Below are 20801 nucleotides of genomic sequence, written 5' to 3'. Positions count from 1 at the left end.
TCGGGGAAGGGTCACATGGGTCAAATCTCAATGGAAATCTTCAGCCCAACCGGGTCAGCTCTCAGCGCAAATCAACAGCCGCGACAATCCATGTTCGCGGAGACTTCTTTTCCGAAGAGGGGAGAAGGGCGGGGGTCGAAGGCTTCTGCGCCCTGCTGGAGAAGGGGTTGGCGCGACAGTCCGGGGCGTTCCATTCGCCACCCCCACGCTTGTCGAAGGCAAGAAGACTGGGTCTTTCGATCCTGCCCTGGGAGGGTGATCACGGCTGATCCGGACTTTGGTCGAATGAAAACACGACCCAATTCAAGACGTTGTCAGACTCTTGCCGGTTGCCTTTCCCCCCCTTCCCGCGGGATTTTCGGAGGGTGGCCGAAGTCGGGGCGATCCACGGGTCTTGTGGACGGCGGTTCCCGGCAAAGCCCATTCAAGCGGAACGGGGCACCTGACCGCAGAAAAGACGGCAGGCAGCCACGGGCAAGAAGGACAGACTCCGAATGTATGAGCGTGAATTGACGGAACTCCAGTCGCTGATCGGGGAATGGTCGAGGACCGGCAAGGTCGATGTCGGCGAATGGCGCGCGAACGAGATCATGATGATCCTGTCCGGCCAGCCCGAGTTTCGTGAGAAGTTTCTGGCGCTGCTTCAATGCCGGCTGGGAGAACCGATCCAATAGGGCGGAGCGCAGACCGTTCAGGGCGCAGATTTCTGGCCTGATCGTTCGGTTGCAGCGGGAAGCAGCAAGGTCACGCGCAATCCTTCGGGCGCGGCGTCAATCTCCAGACTCCCGCCCGAGCGATCGGCGAATTCGTTTGCGATGGACAGGCCAAGACCGTTGCCTCCGGCGGTGGTGTCAAGGCGCTGCCCCCGTTGCAACAGGCGCGCGATCTGGTCCGGCGGCAGGCCGGGGCCATCATCCTGAATGATCACCGCGATCTGGCCCAAGCGAGTTTCGGCCTTCAGGCGCACGACAGAGCGGGCATGCGTCGCGGCGTTTTCGATCAAGGCCCCGAGGGCTTCGATCAGATCGGCTGTATCAATCCGCGCCACAAGATCCTTGTCTGCATTCAGTTCCCAGCGCAGCCGTGCCCCGGCAGGTGTGCGCTGCAAGACGGCAACCACCCCCTGCACGGCGCGGCAGACATCTGCATTCGCCCCGGGCAACCCGCCGGCCATTGTCGCGCGGGCCAGTTCCCGATCCACCTGCAGACGGATGGCCTGTGCAACGGTTTCAATCCCTTCGGCCTCGATCTTGTGGCCCCTTTCGCGCAGGCGGGCAGCATCGCCAAGCAGGGCTTGAAGCGGTGTCTTCAGGCCATGCGCAAGGTCCGCCGCACGTCGGCGAGAGCGATCGATCTCCTTGGATCGCGCATCGAGAAGATGGTCGATTTGCTGCGCAAGGGGAGAGAGTTCAAGGGGAACGTCCTCTCCGATCCGGTCCTGTTCGCCGGTGCTGATGGCGGCAAGGCGTTGCCTCAATGTGGCGAGGGGGGCGAGGCCGATCCGGATCTGCAGCGCACCGGATGCAAGGATCAGCAGCCCCAGCGCCACGATCCAGGGGCGCATCTCGGCCGTGAAGGCATCCCGCGCACTGTCGATGCGCCCGCGATCAAGGGCCGTGGTGATGCGCAGGATCCGGTCGCCTGACGGGCCGGGACTTATGATCGTCCGATCCAGGGCAAGAAGGGCAGTGCCATCTGGACCAGCGAGGGTGAGCAGGGCGTCCTCACCTGCAGGGGGGGCGTCCGGCAAGGGCAGCGAATAATCCCATAGCGAACGTGAGGACCAATCCTGGTCCGCGCTGGAGACCTGCCAGTAACGGCCGGAATAGGGGCGATGATAGGCAGGATCGGGTGGCTGCCGGGAAAGGCCAAGCTGCCCGTCCGGCCCGGGTTCCAGCGCGGCGATCAGGTAGTCCGAAACATCGGCAAGATCTGCCGCGATGGCGCGTTCCGCATGTCGGCTGAACAAGGTCGACAGGCCAACCTGCGCCGCAAAGAGCGTGACGATCAACGCGATCCCGCCCGCAATCGCAAGACGGGCCCGCAGTGAGACGCGCCTCACGGTTCCACCCCGAGCGTATAGCCAAAGCCGCGGCGCGTCCGGATCAGCGTGGCGCCAAGCTTGCGGCGCATCCGGGCAATGATCGCCTCGACCGCGTTTGCCTCGCGGCCATCTTCGGTTCCGTAGAGATGGTCGATCAACTCGGATGGGGCAACGATCCTGTCGCGGTTCAGAAGGAGATAGGCCAGCAGGCGGAACTCAAGCGGGGTGACGGCCACGGGCAGGCCATCGCGATGAACCGCCATGCGATTGAGATCCACGCTGATCGGGCCAAGCTGGTGCAGGGCCTGCGACTGTCCGGCTGCACGCCGGATCAGCGCGCGCGACCTTGCGGTCAGTTCCTCGACCATGAAGGGTTTGGGTAGATAGTCATCCGCCCCTGCCTCGATCCCCTCGACGCGTTCGGACCATGTCCCCCGCGCAGAAAGAATCAGGATGGGAAAGCCCCGCCCTTCGCTTCGCCACCGCTTCAGAAGTGTGAGACCATCAAGGCGCGGAATGCCAAGGTCCAGTATCACAAGGTCAAAATCCTCGGTGCCGCCCCGGAACCATGCGGATTCGCCGTCGCTCAGCGTCTCGGTCCGGAATCCTGCCGCTGTCAGGGCTGCGGAAACGAGATCGGCGATTCGTTGGTCATCCTCGACAATGAGGGCGCGCATCAATCATTCGCCTCAAGGTTCAGGATCCGGCCCGTCGCGGCCTCGACCTCCAGGTCGATGATCCGGCCATCAGGGGCAAGCATTTCCAGATCATAGATCATCCGGCCATGTTTTCTTTGAAGGTCGGCATCTATGATGCGGGCATCGAGGCGGGTCCTGACCTGTGCGAGAATCGCGGACAGGGAAAGGATCTGTCCGGATTTCACGCCAGAGCGAGCGCGGTCGATTTCGGCGTCGTCATCATCGTCGTGATCGATGCTGTCGCCACCATTATCATCATCCCCGCCGCCGCCATGGCCGCTGTTGTCGCTGTCGCCGCCATCCTTGGCCGCGACCGGCTGGGCGGCCAGCATCAGGGCAATCAGGAAGGCAAGGATGGTGCGTGTCATGCGCAAGGCGATACCACAATAAACCTGACAATTGGCTGACAGGCCCGGTCAGATCGCTGTCAGTCGACTCATGCCAAAGCTGTGTCATCCCGGAACACCGGGCAACCGAAAACGAAAGGATGAGACAATGGATACCAATCAGTTTCGCCGCGCCGGAGATATTTCGATGGGTTTCGCGCTGGTCGCTGCGGTCGTGGCAGCACTGTCGCTGATGTCGGTCGGAAGCACGGCCTATGGCGGCAGCGATGACCGTGGCAGCGATGACCGTGGCAGCGATGACCGTGGCAGCGATGACCGCGGCAGCGATGACCGCGGCGGGGATGACAGCCGGGGTCGCGGCAGTGATGACAGCGGGTCCGATGATCATGGCCGTCGGCACGGCGGGCATGGTGCGGATGATGTCGGCTTTGATGACCATGGTCGTCGCCATGGCGGGCACGGTGCGGATGACGGTATCCTTGTGGCGGGTGGTCAGGGCACCATGCCCGGGGTGATCATGGCCGATCTCGCCGGTGTGGTGGCCGACTGGGAAGGCAAGGGGTATCGTGTCCTCGACATCGACCGCGAAGATGGGTCCGTCGTCGAAATGGACGTGATTGATCCGACCGGGCAGCGGCTTGAGATGTATGTCGATGTTCCGACGGGAACGATCCTCCGGCAGCACCTGGAAGACTGATCCGGCAGCACGACTGGCAAAGGAGGGCGGGTCTTTGCCCGCCCTTCAACCATGTTCGCCGAAAGGTCCCGCATAGATCGTGCGGGGTGGAATGAGGGACGGTTCCACTTCCTTTACGAATGGCCCTGCTGGTGGCGTGTCGATAAGGCGGTAGGCCTCTTCGATCAGGCGATGACTGTCCTGCCGGACCATGTGGACAGGGAAGTGCAGATAGGCCGCGAAGGGATCATAGTCATAGCAGCCCACGACAGTTTCATCGAAGCTGCCCGGGGGAAGATGAACGAAATGTCCCAGAACCCCTTCGAAGGACGTCAGCGAATTCACGAAAAGACCGGCTGGAAGGCCACCAAGTCGGTCACAGAGGGCAGCGATTTCCTTCATGGAACGGCGGGGCGGATAGCCGCAGGCGATGATCTGTTCAGGCTGGGGGGGGCATCCGGCCTCGGTCAGCACGTGGCGGAAGCCTTCGATGCGCCGGGCGGTGGCGTAGTCTGTCGCAACCCCGCCGATGAAGTAGATCCGATCACGTGCCGGGGCATCCGGATCGGGGCGCATGTGCGACAGCAGCGTGCGGGTCAGCGTGGCGGCGCCATGATAGTTGTCAGAAATCACCGAAGGCGCACCGGGACCGGGCAGGTCGACAAAGACGTGCCTCAGATTCGCCGCCCGGCAGAGTTCGGAGATGGCGCCGGGATCTGTCGCGCCCGCGATGAAGATATAGTCGACCGCATAGGAAATCAGCGTCTGGACGATGCGACGTTCTTCCTCGCCGTCCCGCATCGACGAGGCGATGACGGGCACGAGTCCGCGGTCACGGGCGAAGGCCTCGAAGCTTTGCGACATCGAACTGAAATAGCGGTTGTCGTGAACCGGAATGATCATGCCCACAAGACCCGACCGCGCCTGACGCAATCCGCGGGCCTGCATGTTGGTGGAATAGCCCTGTTCTTCGGCGATGCGGCGGATCAGGTCCACCTTCTTCTGGCTGATCCTGCGCGTCTTCCACGCGTCCGAAAGCGCTGCGCTGACCGTTGACGGAGAAGAATCCGCCAGCTTTGCGATATCGAAAATTGTCGCCTTGCGGCCCTGGCTTGTCATGGCGGTTCCTGCTGGCGCGGAGCGTCCAAGAATCTTCTTGACGAGTCTAGAGGTTTGTTGGCTTCATGTGCAACATCGATTGTGCAAAGTCGCAACGCAGAGACTTGCGCTGCTTCCGTTGAAAATTCGGATCTTGAGGAGGATCCGTATTCGAGGATCGGCTGCACAATCGATGGCGCTGCATCTGGTGCCTGCACGGTGCCAACATGGGAGGAAGAAAATGAAAAGACGTACTCTGACCGCCTTGATGGCGGGTGTTGCCTTTGCTGCCACCCTTTCGGGGGCCGCCTTCGCGCAGGACAAGCCGACGATGGGCGTCGTGGTGAAGATCGGCGGGATCCCGTGGTTCAACGCCATGGAAACGGGAATCACCGAAAAGGGCGCGGAACTGGGCGTCGATGCCACGATGATCGGGCCGACCAGCGCCGACCCCGCGTTGCAGGTGCGCGCGATCGAGGACCTGATCGCCAAGGGCGTGGACGTGATCGGCGTGGTGCCGAATGACGAGGCCGCGCTGGAGCCGGTGCTGGAGAAGGCACGCGCGGCGGGCATCAAGGTCGTCAGCCACGAAGGACCCGGCATCAACAATGTCGACTGGAACTTCGAGATGGCCTCGGCCCAAGGCTTTGGCGAGACGCATGCCGAGTTGCTGGCGCAGAAGATGGGCGGCAAGGGTGAATATGGCGTCTTCGTCGGCTCGCTGACCGTGCCGCTGCACAATGCCTGGGCCGATGCGGCGATTGCCTATCTGGCCGAGAAGTATCCGGACATGAAGCCCGTGGGCGAACGCTACGGCGTGGCCGAAAACGTGGATGACAGCCGCAAGACGGCGCTCGATCTGATGGCGGCGAACCCGAACCTTGGCGGCTTCCTTGCCTTCGGGTCGCAAGGCCCCATCGGTGCGGGTCGCGCGATCGAGGAGCAGCGGAAGGTGGGGTCGGTCCATGTGATCGGGCCGTTCTCGCCGGGGCAGGGGCGTGATCTGGTGAAGTCGGGCGCGATTTCGGGCGGGTTCATGTGGAACCCTGCCGAGGCGGGCCGCGTCTTCGTGACCATCGGCAAGATGCTGGTGGACGGGACCGAGATCGCGGAAGGCACCGACATTCCGGGTCTGGGCGTCGTGTCGCCTGATGCCGCGAACAAGGACATCATCACCAACAACCTGATCGCCATCAACGCGGAAACCGTTGACGGTCTGGCCGACCTCGGCCTCTGATCCCCCGGTGATGGCCTGCGTCCGGGGGTGCCGCTCCCGCATCCCCGGACGCCTTTCGCCCGCAGGCAGCGGGCCTTCATGGAATGTCTGACGTGACCGACCTGCCCCCCGCCATACGGTTTTCCAAGGTGTCCAAGGTCTTTGGCGGCGTGAAGGCGTTGCAGGATGTGGCCTTCGAGGTAGGGCAGGGCGAGGTGCATTGTCTGGCCGGGGAAAACGGCTGCGGCAAGTCCACGCTGATCAAGATCATCACAGGGGTCTATCAGCCCGAACCCGGCACGGAGATGGAGCTGTTCGGGGAACGGCTGTCGGCCATCACGCCCAATGTGGCGCGGCAGATGGGGATCGCGGTGATCTGGCAGGATCTGGCGCTGTTCCCCGAGATGACGGTGGCCGAGAATATCGCCTTCGAGACGATGCTGGGCAACCGCCCGCGTTTCGTCGATTACGGCGCGCTCAGGGCGCGGGCCGAGGCGGCGCTGGCGCGGCTGGAGGTTTCGCTGGACCTCGACGCGCGGCTGGGGACGCTGCCGATTGCGCAGCGGCAGGTGGTGGCGATTGCGCGGGCCTTGGTTTCCGATGCGCGGCTGATCTTCATGGATGAACCGACTGCTTCGCTTACGCAGGCCGAGACGGATGCGCTGCTGGCCGTGGTGCGGACGCTGTCGGCGCGAGGGGTGGCAGTCGTGTTTGTCAGTCACCGTCTGGCCGAGGTGCTGGAAATTGCGTCGCGCGTGACGGTGGTGCGGGATGGGCGGTTGGTAGGGGTCTATCCCACTGCAGGCATGACGCAAGGCCGCCTGACCGAGTTGATGACGGGCAAGACTTTCGACCATCAGGTGATGGCGCGGGATACATCCGCCGATCCGGTGGTGATGGAGGTTGCGGGCCTCACGCGGCGGGGCGAGTTCCGCGATGTGTCGTTCCAGCTGCGGCGGGGTGAGGTGTTGGGCCTGACCGGGCTGATCGGCGCGGGGCGGACGGAACTGGCGCATGTGCTGTTCGGGATGGCCGCGCCGGAGGCGGGGCGGATCGTGCTGGGGGGGCGCGAGGTGCGTTTCGCGTCGAACCGCGACGCGGTGGCGGCGGGCGTGGCCTATGTGTCCGAGGACCGTCTGGCGCTGGGCCTGATCCAGCCGCAGAGCATTTCGGATAACGCCGTCCTGTCGGTGCTGCGCCGGATCACGGGGGCGTCGGGCCTGATGTCGCCCAAGCGGCAGGAGGATCTGGTGGCGCATTGGGTGCGGGAACTGGCGGTGAAGATCGGCAAGCCCGGCGATGCGGTGTCGACCCTGTCGGGGGGGAACCAGCAGCGGGTGGTGCTGGCCAAGTGGCTGGCGACAGAGCCGAAGGTGCTGATCCTCGATTGCCCCACGGTGGGCGTGGATGTGGGCGCGCGGGCGGGGATTTTCCGCATCGTACGGGAATTGGCGGCGAAGGGTCTGGCGATCTTGCTGATATCGGACGAGGTGTCGGAGGTGCATGTGAACGCGGACCGCGTGCTGCACATGGCGGGCGGGCGGATCGTGGGGGAATATGACCCGCGGGCGACCACGCTGGAGGCTTTGGAGGCTGCGGTCTATGCGTGACTTCCTGCGCGCCTATCCGGCCGAGGCGAAGCTGCTGGCCGTGCTGGTCCTGCTGGTAGCGGGGCTTTCGGTCGCCTCGCCGGAGTTCCTGACCTTGGTCAACATCACCTCGCTGATCAACAACAACGCGGTGAACCTGATCTGGGCGGTGGGTCTGCTGGTCGTGCTGATCGCGGGGGGGATCGACATTTCCTTCGCGGTGGGGGCGTCGGTGGTGCAATACCTTGTGGTCAGCGCCCTGATCGGGATGGGCGGGGGCGGCTGGGCTGTTGGCATCGCGCTGGCCATGGCCTTTGGCATCGGGCTGGGGCTGATCAATGCAGGCCTGATCCACGGGTTCAGGATCATCTCCATCGTCGTGACGATTTCGACCTTCAACGCCTTCTTCGGGTTGCTGATGTTCTTCACCAGCGGGAAGAGCATCTATAGCCTGCCGGACTGGCTGTCGCGGCCCATCTACCTGTGGGAATTGCAGACCGAGATCGGCTGGGCCGACATCCGTCTTCCGGTCGCGGTTATGGCGGTCTGCCTCTTCGCCACATGGTTTCTGATCCGGCGGACGACGACGGGGCGGCAGCTTTACGCCTTTGGCGACAACCCCGAAGGCGCGCGGCGGGCGGGGATCAACATTTGGCTGATGCAGGCGATTGCCTTCGGCTGGTGCGGGATGATGGCGGGCATCGCGGGGCTGATGCAGGCGCATATCACCAAGGAGGTGGTGCCGAATGCCCTGATCGGGCGCGAGCTTGACGTGCTGGCCGCCGTGGTTCTGGGCGGGGCGCGGCTGGGGGGCGGGCGCGGGTCGGTCTTGGGCTGCGTGCTGGGCGTGGCGCTGGTGGCGGTGGCGCAGAACGGGCTGAACCTGCTGGGGGTGTCGCCCTATGCCTTCAAGATGGTGGTGGGAATCATCATCCTTGCCGCGATTTCCACATCGAACATCGACCTTGCCGCGATGCTGGCGCCCAAGCGGAGGGACCGCAAATGATGGACCGCATCAAACAGGCCTTCGGGCCGGAGGTGCCGGGGCTTCTGGGCTTCCTTCTTCTGGTCGTCGTGGTCTTCGGGGTGACTGCGCCGAATTTCCTGACCGGGGCGAACCTTGGCTCCATCGCGTTCCAATTGCCGGAGTTGGGGATACTGACGCTGGCGATGCTGATCCCCATCATCTCGGGCGGGTTCAATCTGGCGATCATCTATACGGCGAACATGGCAGGGCTGACGCTGGCCTTCGTGCTGATGCAGTTCGGGGGTGTGGATGCGGGGGTGGGACCGTTCCTCCTTGGCACCGTGCTGGCGCTGCTGGTCGGCGCGTTGAGTGGCGCGGCGATGGGGGCGGTGATCGCCTATATCGGGGCGCATCCGATCCTCGTTTCGCTGGCCATGATGATCTTTCTGCGGGGGTTGGGGGAGTTCCTGACCAAGGGCGGGGATATATCCGGCTTTCCGCAATATCTGGCGGTGCTGGGGCATGGGTCGTTCCTTGGTATCCCCGTGCCGCTGATCCTGTTCGGGCTGTGCGCGCTGGCCTGGCATATCCTGCTGACCCGCACGCGGCATGGCTTTGCCGCGCGGATGATCGGGTCGAACCTGCGGGCCACCACCTATTCGGGCGTGCATACCAAGCGGACGCTGGTGCTGATCTACACCCTGTCGGGGGTGATGTGCGCGATTGCGGGCATCCTGATGCTGTCGCGCTTCAATTCCGTCCGCGTGGGGCATGGCGAGGCGCTTCTGCTTGTTACCGTGCTGGCCTGTTTCCTTGGCGGGGTGGACCCGTTCGGGGGATTTGGCCGCGTGGTGCCCGTGGTGATCGCGCTGGTCGTGCTGCAGGTGCTGTCGTCGGGGCTGAACCTTTTGGGCGCGAACCAGCACCTGTCTACGGCGGTCTGGGGGCTGTTTCTGGTCGGCGTGATGATCCTGCGCTGGGGCGCGGGACGATGGAAAGAACGAAAACGAGGGAGAGTTTGAATGGAAGGGTTCGGCGTTCATACGTCCATGTGGACGATGCACTGGGATCGCGCAGGGGCGGAAAAGACCATTCCCGCCGCCGCCGCCTACAAGATGGATTTCATCGAGATCGCGCTGCTGAATACGTCCATTGTGGACGCCGCGCATACGCGGGCTTTGCTGGAAAAGCACAGCATGCGGGCGGTCTGTTCGCTGGGCCTGCCGGAAAGGAACTGGGCATCGGTGAACCCCGACGGGGCGATCGAGCAGCTGTGCGACAGCATCGACAAGGCGGCCGAGATGGGGGCCGAGGCGCTGTCGGGCGTGACCTATGGCGGGATCGGGCAGCGGACGGGGTCGCCGCCGACGATGGCGGAATATGACAACATCGCCCGCGCCTTGGCGGCGGCGGCGAAGCACGCGAAGAAGAAGGGGATCGCCTTCGGCATCGAACCCGTGAACCGCTATGAGAACCACCTGATCAACACGGGCTGGCAGGCCAAATGGATGATCGAGAAGGTGGGGGCGGACAACATCTTCATCCACCTCGACACCTATCACATGAATATTGAGGAGAAGGGGGCGGGGAACGGCATCCTCGATGCGCGGGAGCATCTGCGCTACATCCACCTGTCGGAGTCGGATCGCGGCACGCCGGGTGAGGGGACCTGCGACTGGGATGAGGTTTACGCGACCCTTGCCGCAATCGGGTTCAAGGGCGGGCTGGCGATGGAGAGTTTCATCAACATGCCGCCGGAGGTGGGCTATGGGCTGGCGGTCTGGCGGCCCGTGGCGGAAAACTTTCAGGAGGTGATGGACAAGGGGCTGCCCTTCCTGCGCAATAAGGCCAAGCAGTATCGGCTGATTTGAGGCGCAAGGTGACGGCATCCTCCATCGACATCGCGGGTCTGGCGGACCTTCTGGCGGAAAAGGCGAAGGGCGGGGGGCGCGTGGTCGCGGCCCTTGCCGGGGCGCCGGGATCCGGCAAGTCCACCGTGGCGGAGCGGTTGTGCGACGCGCTGAACGCGCGTCAGGCGGGGTTGGCGGCGGTGCTGCCGATGGATGGGTATCATTACGACGACCTGCATCTGGTGCCTGCGGGGCTGCGGCCACGGAAGGGTGCGCCGGAGACGTTCGATGTTGGGGGGCTCTTCCACACGCTGAAGCGCATCCGCGCACGGGACGAGGAGTTCGTGGCGGTGCCGGTGTTTGACCGCGATATCGAGATTGCGCGGGCGGGGGCGCGGATGATCCCGGCCGAGGTGCCGGTGATCATCGTGGAGGGGAATTACCTGCTTCTGGGGCAGGAGCCGTGGTCGCGGCTGCGGCCGCTGTTCGATGTGGCAGTGCTGGTCGATGTGCCAGAGGACGTGCTGCGCGCGCGTCTGACGGCGCGCTGGAAGCACTATGACCTGACGCCCGACGAGATCGCATGGAAGTTGGACGGCAACGATCTTCCGAACGGGCGCTTCGTCATGGCCGAAAGCCGGGGCGAGGATTTCAGGCTTCCCAACGGCTAGGCCGGGCTTGCAGGCGCGCAGGGAAAGTTGCCTGCCTTGCGGGGTGGCCGCCTTCAGGTGAACGCCGATACGGACTGCCGCCCAAGACGCGGCATGGATCAGCCCGGGGGAAGGTTCATTGCCGTAGGATCGGGCCTTCGGGTTGGCATTGCCGGGGCGTCGCTTCAACGGTGGATGCAGCAGCAACCGAGGGGTTCGATGGCAGGCTGCTCGTGCCGGCAGGCAGATCCCGGAGCCCCAAAAGCCCCTGCCAGCGCGTCACATCGGTCATGTAGGCCATGAAGACCAGCCTTTCGCGGACCTTTGACAAGGGCCGCGGACGGGCAAAGGTATCCCCGAAGACCCAGGTCTTGTCAGAGGCGTCCTTGTAGAAGGCCAGCATGTGCATTTCGGCCGTGCCCCCCTTGGGGCTGGTCGTGATCAGAAGGCCCAGGCGATCGGCGGGAATTCCGGCGCAGACCGCCATCTGTGCCGTCGTGATGGCCATATCCTCGCAATCGCCGACGGGGCGCTTGCCCGCCACCAGAACCGATAGCAGGGGTGTCCAGCTGTCAGGCCCCCGATCATCGCGCAGACGCATCCTCTGGCGCAGAAGGCTGTCGATCTGCCGAATGGTCTCGACCCCGTTCCCGCGCGGCAATCCGGCCGCCGCATAGGCCGCCGCATAGGGGCTGCAGTCGCCGATATCGTGAAAGCTTCTCGCCATCTTGCTGGCTTGCGGCACCGGAATGACCTCGCCACCCGGCTGAGGAAGCGTCTCTGTCGCCAAAGCCGGCACTGGCGCCATGAGCAGCGCGACGGCGGTCAGCAGTCTGAGCATGTCCCCCCCTTCGCGCGCGCGGGCCTTGTCCATTATTGCCAAAATGATCATTTGAACGGTTGGGGGCAACATGACAGGCGGGAGTCGACTACATCCTTTGGGATGCGAAGGGCGGTGCGCCCCCGCCCGGCCCCGCGTGGCGATGGAAAACCGGGGCGCGTGCTTGCCCTTTCCCGAAAGCTTTTGCAAATATGCGCCCGACGGAGAGGGGAAATCTGGGGGAACGCATGCTAGACCTGCCGGAGTCGGGGGCCTTTGTCGGGCGTGTCTGGCGCCGTGGCATCGGTCCGGCAGTTGTGACAGTCCGGAACGGGGATGTGGTGGACATCACCACACGCGAAGCCCCGACCATGCGCGACCTGCTGGAACAGCCGGACATTCTGTCTTTCCTGAACGCGATCGAGGGAGAGGTGATCTGCCCACTTTCCACCCTGGCGCAGACTTCGGTCGAGGTTTCGGGTGGAACGACACGGCTGATTGCGCCCGTCGACCTTCAGGCGGTGAAGGCCTGTGGCGTCACATTCGCGCGGTCCATGGTCGAACGGGTGATCGAGGAGCGTGCAGCGGGGGATCCTGTCCGCGCCCATGAGATCCGCGAACGGGTCGCGGGGGTGATCGGCGAAAGCCTGCGCGATCTGGTTCCCGGGTCAGATCAGGCCGAAGAGGTAAAGCGCCTGCTGCTGGCCGAAGGGCTTTGGTCCCAATATCTCGAGGTGGGAATCGGCCCGGATGCCGAGGTCTTCACCAAGGCACAGCCGATGGCTGCCGTAGGGTGGGGGGCCAGTGTCGGCCTGCATCCTGTCAGCCGATGGAACAACCCCGAACCGGAAGTCGCGCTGGTCGTCGACAGCACGGGGCGCATTGTCGGGGCGACGCTTGGCAATGATGTGAACCTGCGGGATGTCGAGGGCCGCTCGGCCCTTCTGCTTGGCAAGGCGAAGGACAACAACGCCTCTGCAAGTCTCGGCCCGTTCATCCGGCTGTTCGATGACAGTTTCTCGCTGGACCATGTCCGCAGGATGGACCTGGTTCTCGACGTGCGGGGCGAAGATGGCTTTGTGCTGGAAGGCCGGTCTTCAATGGCCGAGATCAGCCGCGATCCGGCCGATCTGGTTGCCCAGACCCGGGGGCGGCATCATCAGTATCCGGATGGCTTCGTGCTGTATTGCGGCACGATGTTTGCGCCCGTTCAGGATCGCGATGTCGAGGGGCAGGGCTTCACGCATCATACGGGCGACGTGGTCACCATCGCCTCGGCCGAACTGGGAACGCTGCGCAACACGGTAAGGCTGGCCACCGAGGTGCCGGAATGGACCTTTGGCACAGCGGCGCTGATGCGGAATCTTGCATCCCGATCCCTACTTTGATTGGCCACTGACTTGACCCGACAGGGCGCGGGTGCCATGTCGCATGGGTGACTTGCCGGAGGAAACCACCATGCCTGTCTATCGTTCCCGCACTACCACCCATGGCCGCAACATGGCCGGGGCCCGTGGCCTCTGGCGCGCGACCGGCATGAAGGATGACGATTTCGGCAAGCCGATCATCGCGATCGTGAACAGCTTCACCCAGTTCGTTCCGGGGCATGTTCACCTGAAGGACCTGGGTCAGATGGTGGCCCGCGAGGTGGAAGCGGCCGGTGGTGTGGCCAAGGAATTCAACACCATCGCGGTGGATGACGGCATCGCGATGGGCCATGACGGGATGCTGTATTCGCTGCCCTCGCGCGAGATCATCGCCGACAGCGTTGAATACATGGTCAACGCCCATTGCGCAGATGCGATGGTCTGCATCTCGAATTGCGACAAGATCACCCCCGGCATGCTGATGGCCGCGATGCGGCTGAACATTCCGGCGGTCTTCGTGTCCGGCGGCCCGATGGAGGCCGGGAAGGCCATCGTCAAGGGCAAGGAACTGGCGCTGGATCTGATCGACGCGATGGTTGTCGCGGCGGATGAAGCCTACACGGATGAAGAGGTGGCCGAGGTCGAGAAAGCCGCCTGCCCGACCTGCGGGTCCTGCTCGGGCATGTTCACGGCGAATTCCATGAACTGCCTGACCGAGGCGCTTGGCCTTTCGCTGCCCGGGAACGGATCGACGCTGGCCACCCATGCGGATCGCAAGCGCCTGTTCGTCGAGGCGGGGCATCTGATCGTCGATCTGGCAAAGCGCTATTACGAACAGAACGATGCCAGTATCCTGCCGCGCAACGTGGCCAACAAGGCCGCGTTCGAGAATGCGATGGCGCTGGATATCGCCATGGGCGGATCGACCAACACGATCCTGCACATTCTGGCCGCCGCGCATGAAGGCGAGATTGATTTCGATCAGGATGATATCGACCGTCTCAGCCGCAAGGTGCCCTGCCTGTGCAAGGTGGCACCGGCGAAGTCGGATGTTCACATGGAAGACGTGCATCGCGCGGGTGGGATTATGGCGATCCTGGGCCAGCTGGACAATGCGGGCCTGCTGAACCGGGACTGCGTAACCGTGCATTCCTCCAGCATGGGCGCCGCGCTGGACCATTGGGATATCAGCCGCACGAACCACGAGAATGTCCGCCATTTCTTCAAGGCAGCACCCGGCAATGTGCGGTCTGCCACGGCCTTTTCGCAGGACAAGCGTTACAGGGAACTGGACCTTGACCGCGAAAAGGGCGTGATCCGATCGGCCGAACATGCCTTCACCAAGGAGGGCGGTCTGGCCGTTCTGAAGGGCAATATCGCGCTGGATGGCTGTATCGTGAAGACGGCGGGGGTGGACGAGTCGATCTTCGTCTTCTCCGGCCCGGCCAAGGTCTATGAATCGCAGAATGACGCGGTGGCGGGCATCCTGAACAACGAGGTGAAGGCGGGCGACGTGGTGGTGATCCGCTATGAGGGGCCGAAGGGCGGGCCGGGGATGCAGGAAATGCTGTATCCGACCAGCTACCTGAAATCGAAGGGTCTTGGGAAATCCTGCGCGCTGCTGACGGATGGCCGTTTCTCGGGCGGGACATCGGGCCTTTCCATCGGCCACGCCTCGCCCGAGGCGGCGTCGGGTGGGGCGATCGGGCTTGTGCGGGATGGCGACATGATCGACATCGACATCCCCAACCGCACGATCAATCTGCGCGTTCCCGAGGCCGAAATGGCCAAGCGCCGCGCCGAGCAGGATGAAAAGGGCTGGAAGCCCGCCAAGCATCGGCCGCGCAAGGTTTCCACGGCATTGAAGGCCTATGCGGCCTTTGCGGCATCGGCGGACAGGGGTGCTGTTCGCGTGCTGCCGGACGGGGTGTGATCGGTCGGAAGCGCCCGTTCGACAGGCGGTCCCCGGCGGGTCTGCGAAATGGCAAATGCCCGGGGTGACCCGGGCATTGCTTTGTGGGGTGGGTGGTGCCGTGTGAGGGGGGCCTCAGCTGTGGTTCGGGCCGTCATCCGCGCCACGGCCGCGCTTCTTGCCGCCGCCGCGCACATGGCCAGGCGCATCATCGGCGCCGCGGCCACGGCGCGCGGTCTCGAAGCCTTCGAAGCCGGGGTCCGACGGTTGGACCGACAGCAGTTCCGCCGAAGGAACGGAGTCAATGGCATGCGCCTGCGCTGCCAGGGGGGCCACAGCGGTGATGAGGCCAAGGGTGAGGGTCGCAACGGCGACACCGCGAAGGGAAGTCGTGATCATGGTTTTCTCCCGTCGGGCGGAAGTGCCCGATAAGGGATTGAAGTCCGAATGCGATGCGCCTGGCTATCCGGGCCGGACTTCATCCGCGCGGTCTGCGACCACGGGCTGATGCGGTTTCGGACCAAGGTCTGATCGACCATTCTGCATGCTGGCGCGGTGGCGCAAAGTCGGACATCCTTTGCGGATGACCATCCATGATACGTCCTCTCTGGCGGCACATGGCGCGGATGATGACGCCCATGAAAGCCGGTCCCTGCGCAAACGCTTTGCGGCGCTTGCGCTGCATCACCGATTTGCCGTCGTGGGCAGCCTGGTCAGTCTGATTGGCATGGCCGCCATAGGCGAAGTCGTCAGCGATTCCATCGAATCCGGGGTCGTCCGGAATGCGGCGATATCCAGTGCGGTCTACATGGAAAGCTTCATCGCCCCATTGTCGCAGGAACTGGCCGAAGGACAGGAATTTTCGGCCGAGACACAGGAAAAGATGCGCAGTCTTCTGGAACGCGAACCGCTTTCCGACCGCGTGAAATCCGTCAAGATATGGCGCGAGGGCGGGCTGATTGCCTTTGCCAGTGACCGCAACATGATCGGCCAGGTCTTCCCGGAGGATCCCCCCCTGCGCGCGGCCTGGGAGGGAGAGCTTTCCGCCAGTTTCGATGATCTGGACGGAGAGGAAAGCGCCCCTGAACGCGAAACTGGGGTGCCCCTGTTCGAGGTCTACAATCCGATCCACTCCATCGTCACCGGCGAAGTGATCGCCGTGGCGGAATTCTATCTGGAGGCTGCGGAGTTGCAGGCGGACCTGTGGGACGCAAAGGCGCGGGCCTGGGCGATCATGGCTGCCGTGACGGCCGCCACCTTTGCGGCGCTGTTCGGCATCGTCCGCGCTGGCAGCCGCATGATCGACACGCAGAACCGCAAGCTGGCCGGGCAGCTGGAAGACCTCGCGCGCGTATCGGCGATGAACGAAGCCCTGCGCGCCCGCGTTCAGGGCGCGGCGCAACGGGTGAGCGAGACGAACGAACGCCAGATGCGCCGGATCAGTGCGGAATTGCATGACGGTCCGGCGCAGGCGCTGGCCCTTGCGTCGCTTCGGCTGGATACGCTGATGCGGCGGGTTTCGGTGGCCGCTGATGACCCGGAAGCGCGTGCCCTGCGAGAGGTGCTTGACGGCGCGCTGCGCGATGTGCGCGATCTTTGCCGGGGTTTGACCCTGCCGGAACTTCAGGGCCAATCCATCAGCGAAGCGCTTGAACGCGCCATTGGCGCGCATGAGCGGCGCACGGGTGTCATCGTGGGGCGAGATGTTTCCGGGGGGCCATGGCCCGAGATCAGGCCATCGCATCCGATCCTGATCTGCGTCTATCGCTTCGTCCAGGAGGGGCTGATGAATGCCTTTCACCACGCGCCGGGTGCCTCTGTCCTTGTGGGCTGTCACCAGCAGGCCGGGCGCGTGACGGTGGTTGTGGCGGATGAAGGGCCGGGCATCGCGGGCAAGGCCAGCGACATGCATGCCAAGGGTTTGGGTCTGGCCGGGTTGCGCGAACGCGTGGAGAGTATTGGCGGCGTCTTCGAGCTGGACACCGCGCCGGGCCGGGGAACCCGCCTGACGATCCGGCTTGTGCTGGACGGGATGTCATGACCGAACCGATTCAGATCGTTGTTGCAGACGACCATCCCCTTCTGCGGGAGGGCGTCGTTCTTTCGCTGATCGAAAGCGGGGGATTTGCCGTCATGGGGCAGGCGGGGACAGCCGAGGAAGCCGTGGCAAAGGTCGAGGAGCATATGCCCGATATCGTGCTTCTGGATGTGTCCATGCCGGGGTCCGGGTTGAAGGCGGCGGGCATCATCTCGGCCCGGTTTCCGGCAATCAAGATCGTCATGCTGACCATTTCCGAGGCCGATGACGACCTGCTGGAGGCGCTGCGCGCCGGTGCGCGGGGCTATGTGCTGAAGGGAGTATCCGCAGCAGAGTTGATCGAGGTCCTGCAGAATGTGGCAACGGGCGGGTCTTACGTGCCGCCGACATTGGCGGCGCGGGTGCTGGCCTCCATGCAGGGGCGCGGCACGCGCGAGGTGCCCGAAGCCGAAGCCCTTGCCCCCCGCGAGGCCGAGATCCTGCGCCTGGTCGCGACCGGGCGTTCGAACAAGGAGATCGCCCGCGAACTTGATCTGCAGGAAAAGACCGTCAAGCATTACATGACGAATATCCTGCAGAAACTGCAGGTTCGAAACCGTGTGGAGGCGGCCCTGAAGGCCAGGGACCTGGGCTACTAGGCGCGTCCGGGCCTACCAGCGCTGATGGACATGCGGCGCGATGAGGCGGGCATAGATCTCGCGGCAGGCGTCCATCGTGGCGGCGGGCAAGGGGGCCAACGCATCGGCTCCGGCATTGGCGATGCTTTGGGCAGGCGTGCGGGCGCCGGGGATGACGACGGTGGCCGCGTCCTCCATCATGATCCAGCGCAGGGCGAATTGCGCCATCGTGGCCCCTTGGGGGACGAGGGGGCGCAGTTCCTCGACCGCCTGAAGCGCCACGTCATAGGGGACGCCCGAGAAGGTTTCGCCCACATCGAAGGCCTCGCCATGGCGGTTGAAGTTGCGGTGGTCGTCGGCGGCGAAGGTGCTGGCCGCCGTCATCTTGCCCGTCAGCATGCCGGAGGCGAGGGGGACGCGGATGATGGTGGCCACGTTGCGGGCGCGGGCTTCGCGGAAGAAGAGCGATGCGGGCCGCTGGCGGAAGAGGTTGTAGATGATCTGGACCGAGGCGCAGCCGGGATATTCGATGGCCTTCAGCGCCTCTTCGACCTTTTCGACAGAGACGCCCCATTGGGCGATCTTGCCTTTTGCCTTCAGGGTTTCCAGCCCATCGAAGAGGGCGGGGGTATAGTAGACTTCGGTCGGCGGGCAATGGAGTTGCACGAGGTCGAGGCAATCCACCCCGAGGTTCGTCAGGCTGCGGTCGATGAAGGATTCAATGTTTTGGGTCGTGTAGCCTGAGGCGATATGGGGCGAGAGACGGCGGCCGGCCTTGGTGGCGACGAAGGGGCGCGCGCCGCCGCGCGATTTCAGCACGTCGCGGATGATGCGTTCGGAGCGGCCGTCGCCATAGACATCGGCCGTGTCGATGAAGGTCATGCCCGCGTCGAGCGCGGCTTCAAGTGTCGCTTTTGCCTCGCCTTCCGACACGTCGCCCCAGCTGCCGCCGATGGCCCATGCGCCGAAACCGATGCGGGTGACGGCTTTGCCGGTCTTGCCGAATTGGGTGGTCGAAAGGGTCATGTCACGCTCCATTGCCGAATTGCACGGTCCGTTCCGGCCCGCATTCCTTTCCTGTCGCCTCCGCTGCCGCGTCGGCTCCGCCTGGGGGGCGTTCCGCCCCCGTCGCCCGTTCCGGGCGCCTCCCCCTGAGGGTATTTGGGCCAAGATGAAGCCGTGGATCAGGTTCTGACGCCCGAAAACTTCTGCTGCCAGTCGGCGCGTTCTTCGTCGGTGATCTTGCGGAAGAGGTTTTCGGGGATGGTGAAGGCATGGCCCGCGGGCAGGGCGCGCAGGGCGGCGGGGACGTCTTCGGGCCATGTCCAGTCGTCGGAACCCATCGCCTGCATCATCGCGGCGGCGGCGTCGGGAATGAAGGGTTGCGACAGGATCGCGTAGACGCGGATGAGGTTGAGCGAGAGGCGGACGATCGCCTCGGCCCGCGCGGGGTCGGTCTTGACGGCGGACCACGGCGCGGCGGATTGCAGGTATTCGTTGCCGATCACCCAGATCGCGCGCAGTTCGGCGGCGGCCTTGCGGACCTCCATCTGCGCCATCAGGGATTCGTAGTCGCGGATGCGCGCGCCGAGATCGGCGATCAGGGCGGTTTCGGCGGGGGTGAAGTCGCCGCCTGCGGGGACGGTTTCGCCGAGTTTCGACTTGGCGAACTTGGTGACGCGGGAGACGAAGTTGCCAAGGACATCGGCAAGGTCCTTGTTGACCGAGGCCTGGAAGTTTTCCCAGGTGAATTCGCTGTCGGAGTTTTCGGGGGCGTGGGAGAGGAGCCACCAGCGCCAGTAGTCGGCGGGCAGGATCGACAGTGCCTGATCCATGAACACGCCGCGACCCTGCGAGGTGGAGAACTGGCCGCCGTCATAGTTGAGGTAGTTGAAGGACTTGAGGTAGTCGACGAGCTTCCACGGTTCGCCCGACCCGAGGATGGTGGCGGGGAAGGAGAGGGTGTGGAAGGGGACGTTGTCCTTGCCCATGAACTGGTAATAGGTGACGTCGGATGCGCCCTTGTCGGTGCGCCACCAGCGTTCCCATGCGGCGTCGTCCAAGCCGTTCGCGTCGGCCCATTCGGCGGTGCCTGCAATGTATTCGATGGGGGCATCGAACCAGACGTAGAAGACCTTGCCTTCCATGCCGGGCCAATCCTCGCTGCCCTTCTTCACCGGGATACCCCAGTAGAGGTCGCGCGTGATGCCGCGATCCTGCAACCCGTCGCCGTCGTTCAGCCACTTCTTGGCGATGGAGGTGGTCAGGATCGGCCAGTCGGTCTTGGAGTCGATCCAGGCTTCCAGCTTGTCCTTCAGGGCGCGCTGGCGGAGGTAGAGGTGTTTGGTTTCCCGCACTTCGAGGTTGGTGGAGCCGGAGATGGAGGAGCGCGGGTTGATCAGGTCGGTCGGATCAAGCTGCTTTGTGCATTCCTCGCACTGGTCGCCTCGGGCCGAGGTGTTGCCACAATTCGGGCAGGTGCCGGTGATGTAGCGATCGGGCAGGAAGCGGTTGTCGTCGATGGAAAAGACCTGTTTTTCAGAGACTTCCGCGATCAGGCCATTTTCGGCGAGCTTGCCTGCGAAATGCTGGGTCAGGCGGTGGTTGCGCTGGCTGGAAGAGCGGCCGAAATGATCGAAGGACAGGCGGAAGCCCTTGGCCAGATCGGCCTGCACCTTGTGCATTTCGGCGCAGTATTCTTCGACCGGTTTGCCTGCCTTGGCGGCGGCGAGTTCGGCGGGGGTGCCGTGTTCGTCGGTGGCGCAGATGAACATCACCTCATGCCCGCGGGCGCGCATGTAGCGGGCGAAGAGGTCGGCGGGCAGCTGGGAGCCGACGAGGTTTCCCAAGTGCTTGATCCCGTTGATGTAGGGGATGGCGGAGGTGATCAGAATCCGTGCCATGTCGTGCGC

20 protein-coding genes and 1 pseudogene are annotated in these 20801 nt (G+C 64.1%); 14 read left to right on the top strand and 7 right to left on the bottom strand.

Annotated features, from left to right (window positions below; all coding sequences use genetic code 11):
* Both G5V65_RS22135 and G5V65_RS19080 read left to right on the top strand, forming a co-directional pair.
* Positions 1-269 (top strand): annotated as a pseudogene (locus tag G5V65_RS22135) (hypothetical protein); the annotation flags it as partial.
* Positions 270-494: 225 nt separating this feature from the next.
* Positions 495-674, top strand: a complete 180-nt coding sequence (locus tag G5V65_RS19080) for a hypothetical protein (protein ID WP_165053438.1) — start codon at positions 495-497, stop codon at positions 672-674.
* Positions 675-691: 17 nt separating this feature from the next.
* Here the strand turns inward: G5V65_RS19080 and G5V65_RS22865 are convergent, their stop codons facing one another.
* Positions 692-2062: an ATP-binding protein gene (locus G5V65_RS22865; protein WP_165053435.1), complete on the bottom strand. Its 1371-nt coding sequence runs from the start codon at positions 2060-2062 to the stop codon at positions 692-694.
* Positions 2059-2721 carry a response regulator transcription factor gene (locus G5V65_RS19070; RefSeq protein WP_165053432.1) on the bottom strand — a complete coding sequence of 221 codons (663 nt, stop codon included), beginning with the start codon at positions 2719-2721 and terminating at the stop codon, positions 2059-2061. Before G5V65_RS19070 ends, G5V65_RS22865 begins: the two co-directional genes overlap by 4 nt.
* A 116-nt stretch (positions 2722-2837) precedes the next feature.
* Here G5V65_RS19070 and G5V65_RS19065 point away from each other — a divergent pair, with 116 nt between their 5' ends.
* Both G5V65_RS19065 and G5V65_RS22745 read left to right on the top strand, forming a co-directional pair.
* Positions 2838-3149: a hypothetical protein gene (locus tag G5V65_RS19065; protein WP_165053429.1), complete on the top strand. Its 312-nt coding sequence runs from the start codon at positions 2838-2840 to the stop codon at positions 3147-3149.
* Between the two features lie 88 nt (positions 3150-3237).
* The gene (locus G5V65_RS22745) at positions 3238-3786 is read left to right on the top strand and encodes a PepSY domain-containing protein (RefSeq protein ID WP_165053427.1); all 549 of its coding nucleotides are present in this window, start codon (positions 3238-3240) and stop codon (positions 3784-3786) included.
* A 45-nt stretch (positions 3787-3831) separates the two neighbouring features.
* Here G5V65_RS22745 and G5V65_RS19055 read toward each other — a convergent pair whose 3' ends face one another.
* Positions 3832-4884, bottom strand: a complete 1053-nt coding sequence (locus tag G5V65_RS19055) for a LacI family DNA-binding transcriptional regulator (protein WP_165053424.1) — start codon at positions 4882-4884, stop codon at positions 3832-3834.
* Positions 4885-5104: 220 nt separating this feature from the next.
* Between G5V65_RS19055 and G5V65_RS19050 the strand changes: the two genes are divergently transcribed.
* The 6 genes from G5V65_RS19050 to G5V65_RS19025 all read left to right on the top strand — a co-directional run bounded on the left by G5V65_RS19050 (position 5105) and on the right by G5V65_RS19025 (position 11156).
* Complete coding sequence (locus G5V65_RS19050) at positions 5105-6100, top strand: substrate-binding domain-containing protein (protein WP_165053421.1); 996 nt, start codon at positions 5105-5107, stop codon at positions 6098-6100.
* 92 nt (positions 6101-6192) lie between these two features.
* Positions 6193-7689 carry a sugar ABC transporter ATP-binding protein gene (locus tag G5V65_RS19045; protein WP_343162868.1) on the top strand — a complete coding sequence of 499 codons (1497 nt, stop codon included), beginning with the start codon at positions 6193-6195 and terminating at the stop codon, positions 7687-7689.
* Positions 7682-8674: an ABC transporter permease gene (locus tag G5V65_RS19040; protein WP_165053415.1), complete on the top strand. Its 993-nt coding sequence runs from the start codon at positions 7682-7684 to the stop codon at positions 8672-8674. The genes G5V65_RS19045 and G5V65_RS19040 overlap by 8 nt, the downstream gene beginning before the upstream one ends.
* Positions 8671-9657: an ABC transporter permease gene (locus G5V65_RS19035; protein ID WP_165053412.1), complete on the top strand. Its 987-nt coding sequence runs from the start codon at positions 8671-8673 to the stop codon at positions 9655-9657. Before G5V65_RS19040 ends, G5V65_RS19035 begins: the two co-directional genes overlap by 4 nt.
* Positions 9658-10506, top strand: coding sequence for a sugar phosphate isomerase/epimerase family protein (locus G5V65_RS19030; protein WP_165053409.1), 849 nt, complete (start codon positions 9658-9660; stop codon positions 10504-10506).
* An 8-nt stretch (positions 10507-10514) separates the two neighbouring features.
* The gene (locus tag G5V65_RS19025; RefSeq protein WP_343162867.1) at positions 10515-11156 is read left to right on the top strand and encodes a nucleoside triphosphate hydrolase; all 642 of its coding nucleotides are present in this window, start codon (positions 10515-10517) and stop codon (positions 11154-11156) included.
* Positions 11157-11271: 115 nt separating this feature from the next.
* On the opposite strand, the gene G5V65_RS19020 is transcribed toward G5V65_RS19025, so the two are convergent.
* The gene (locus G5V65_RS19020) at positions 11272-11976 is read right to left on the bottom strand and encodes a hypothetical protein (protein WP_165053403.1); all 705 of its coding nucleotides are present in this window, start codon (positions 11974-11976) and stop codon (positions 11272-11274) included.
* A gap of 227 nt (positions 11977-12203) precedes the next feature.
* Between G5V65_RS19020 and G5V65_RS19015 the strand changes: the two genes are divergently transcribed.
* Both G5V65_RS19015 and ilvD read left to right on the top strand, forming a co-directional pair.
* Entirely contained in the window at positions 12204-13343 is a 1140-nt protein-coding gene (locus G5V65_RS19015; protein WP_165053400.1) for a fumarylacetoacetate hydrolase family protein, read from the top strand.
* A 70-nt stretch (positions 13344-13413) separates the two neighbouring features.
* The gene (gene ilvD, locus G5V65_RS19010; protein ID WP_165053446.1) at positions 13414-15255 is read left to right on the top strand and encodes a dihydroxy-acid dehydratase; all 1842 of its coding nucleotides are present in this window, start codon (positions 13414-13416) and stop codon (positions 15253-15255) included.
* Between the two features lie 114 nt (positions 15256-15369).
* Here ilvD and G5V65_RS19005 read toward each other — a convergent pair whose 3' ends face one another.
* Positions 15370-15633, bottom strand: coding sequence for a hypothetical protein (locus tag G5V65_RS19005; RefSeq protein WP_165053397.1), 264 nt, complete (start codon positions 15631-15633; stop codon positions 15370-15372).
* Between the two features lie 184 nt (positions 15634-15817).
* On the opposite strand from G5V65_RS19005, the gene G5V65_RS19000 reads away from it, so the two are divergent.
* Entirely contained in the window at positions 15818-17275 is a 1458-nt protein-coding gene (locus tag G5V65_RS19000; protein WP_165053394.1) for a sensor histidine kinase, read from the top strand.
* Positions 17272-17910, top strand: a complete 639-nt coding sequence (locus G5V65_RS18995; protein ID WP_165053392.1) for a response regulator — start codon at positions 17272-17274, stop codon at positions 17908-17910. The genes G5V65_RS19000 and G5V65_RS18995 overlap by 4 nt, the downstream gene beginning before the upstream one ends.
* 12 nt (positions 17911-17922) lie before the next feature.
* On the opposite strand, the gene G5V65_RS18990 is transcribed toward G5V65_RS18995, so the two are convergent.
* Positions 17923-18915, bottom strand: a complete 993-nt coding sequence (locus G5V65_RS18990) for an aldo/keto reductase (protein WP_165053389.1) — start codon at positions 18913-18915, stop codon at positions 17923-17925.
* A gap of 158 nt (positions 18916-19073) precedes the next feature.
* Positions 19074-20792 carry a methionine--tRNA ligase gene (gene metG, locus G5V65_RS18985; RefSeq protein ID WP_165053386.1) on the bottom strand — a complete coding sequence of 573 codons (1719 nt, stop codon included), beginning with the start codon at positions 20790-20792 and terminating at the stop codon, positions 19074-19076.
* Between the last annotated feature and the right edge of the window lie 9 nt (positions 20793-20801).

The organism is Paragemmobacter kunshanensis (assembly GCF_011059185.1).
Classification (GTDB): Bacteria; Pseudomonadota; Alphaproteobacteria; order Rhodobacterales; family Rhodobacteraceae; genus Paragemmobacter; species Paragemmobacter kunshanensis.
This window is presented reverse-complemented; position numbering and strand designations above follow the sequence as displayed.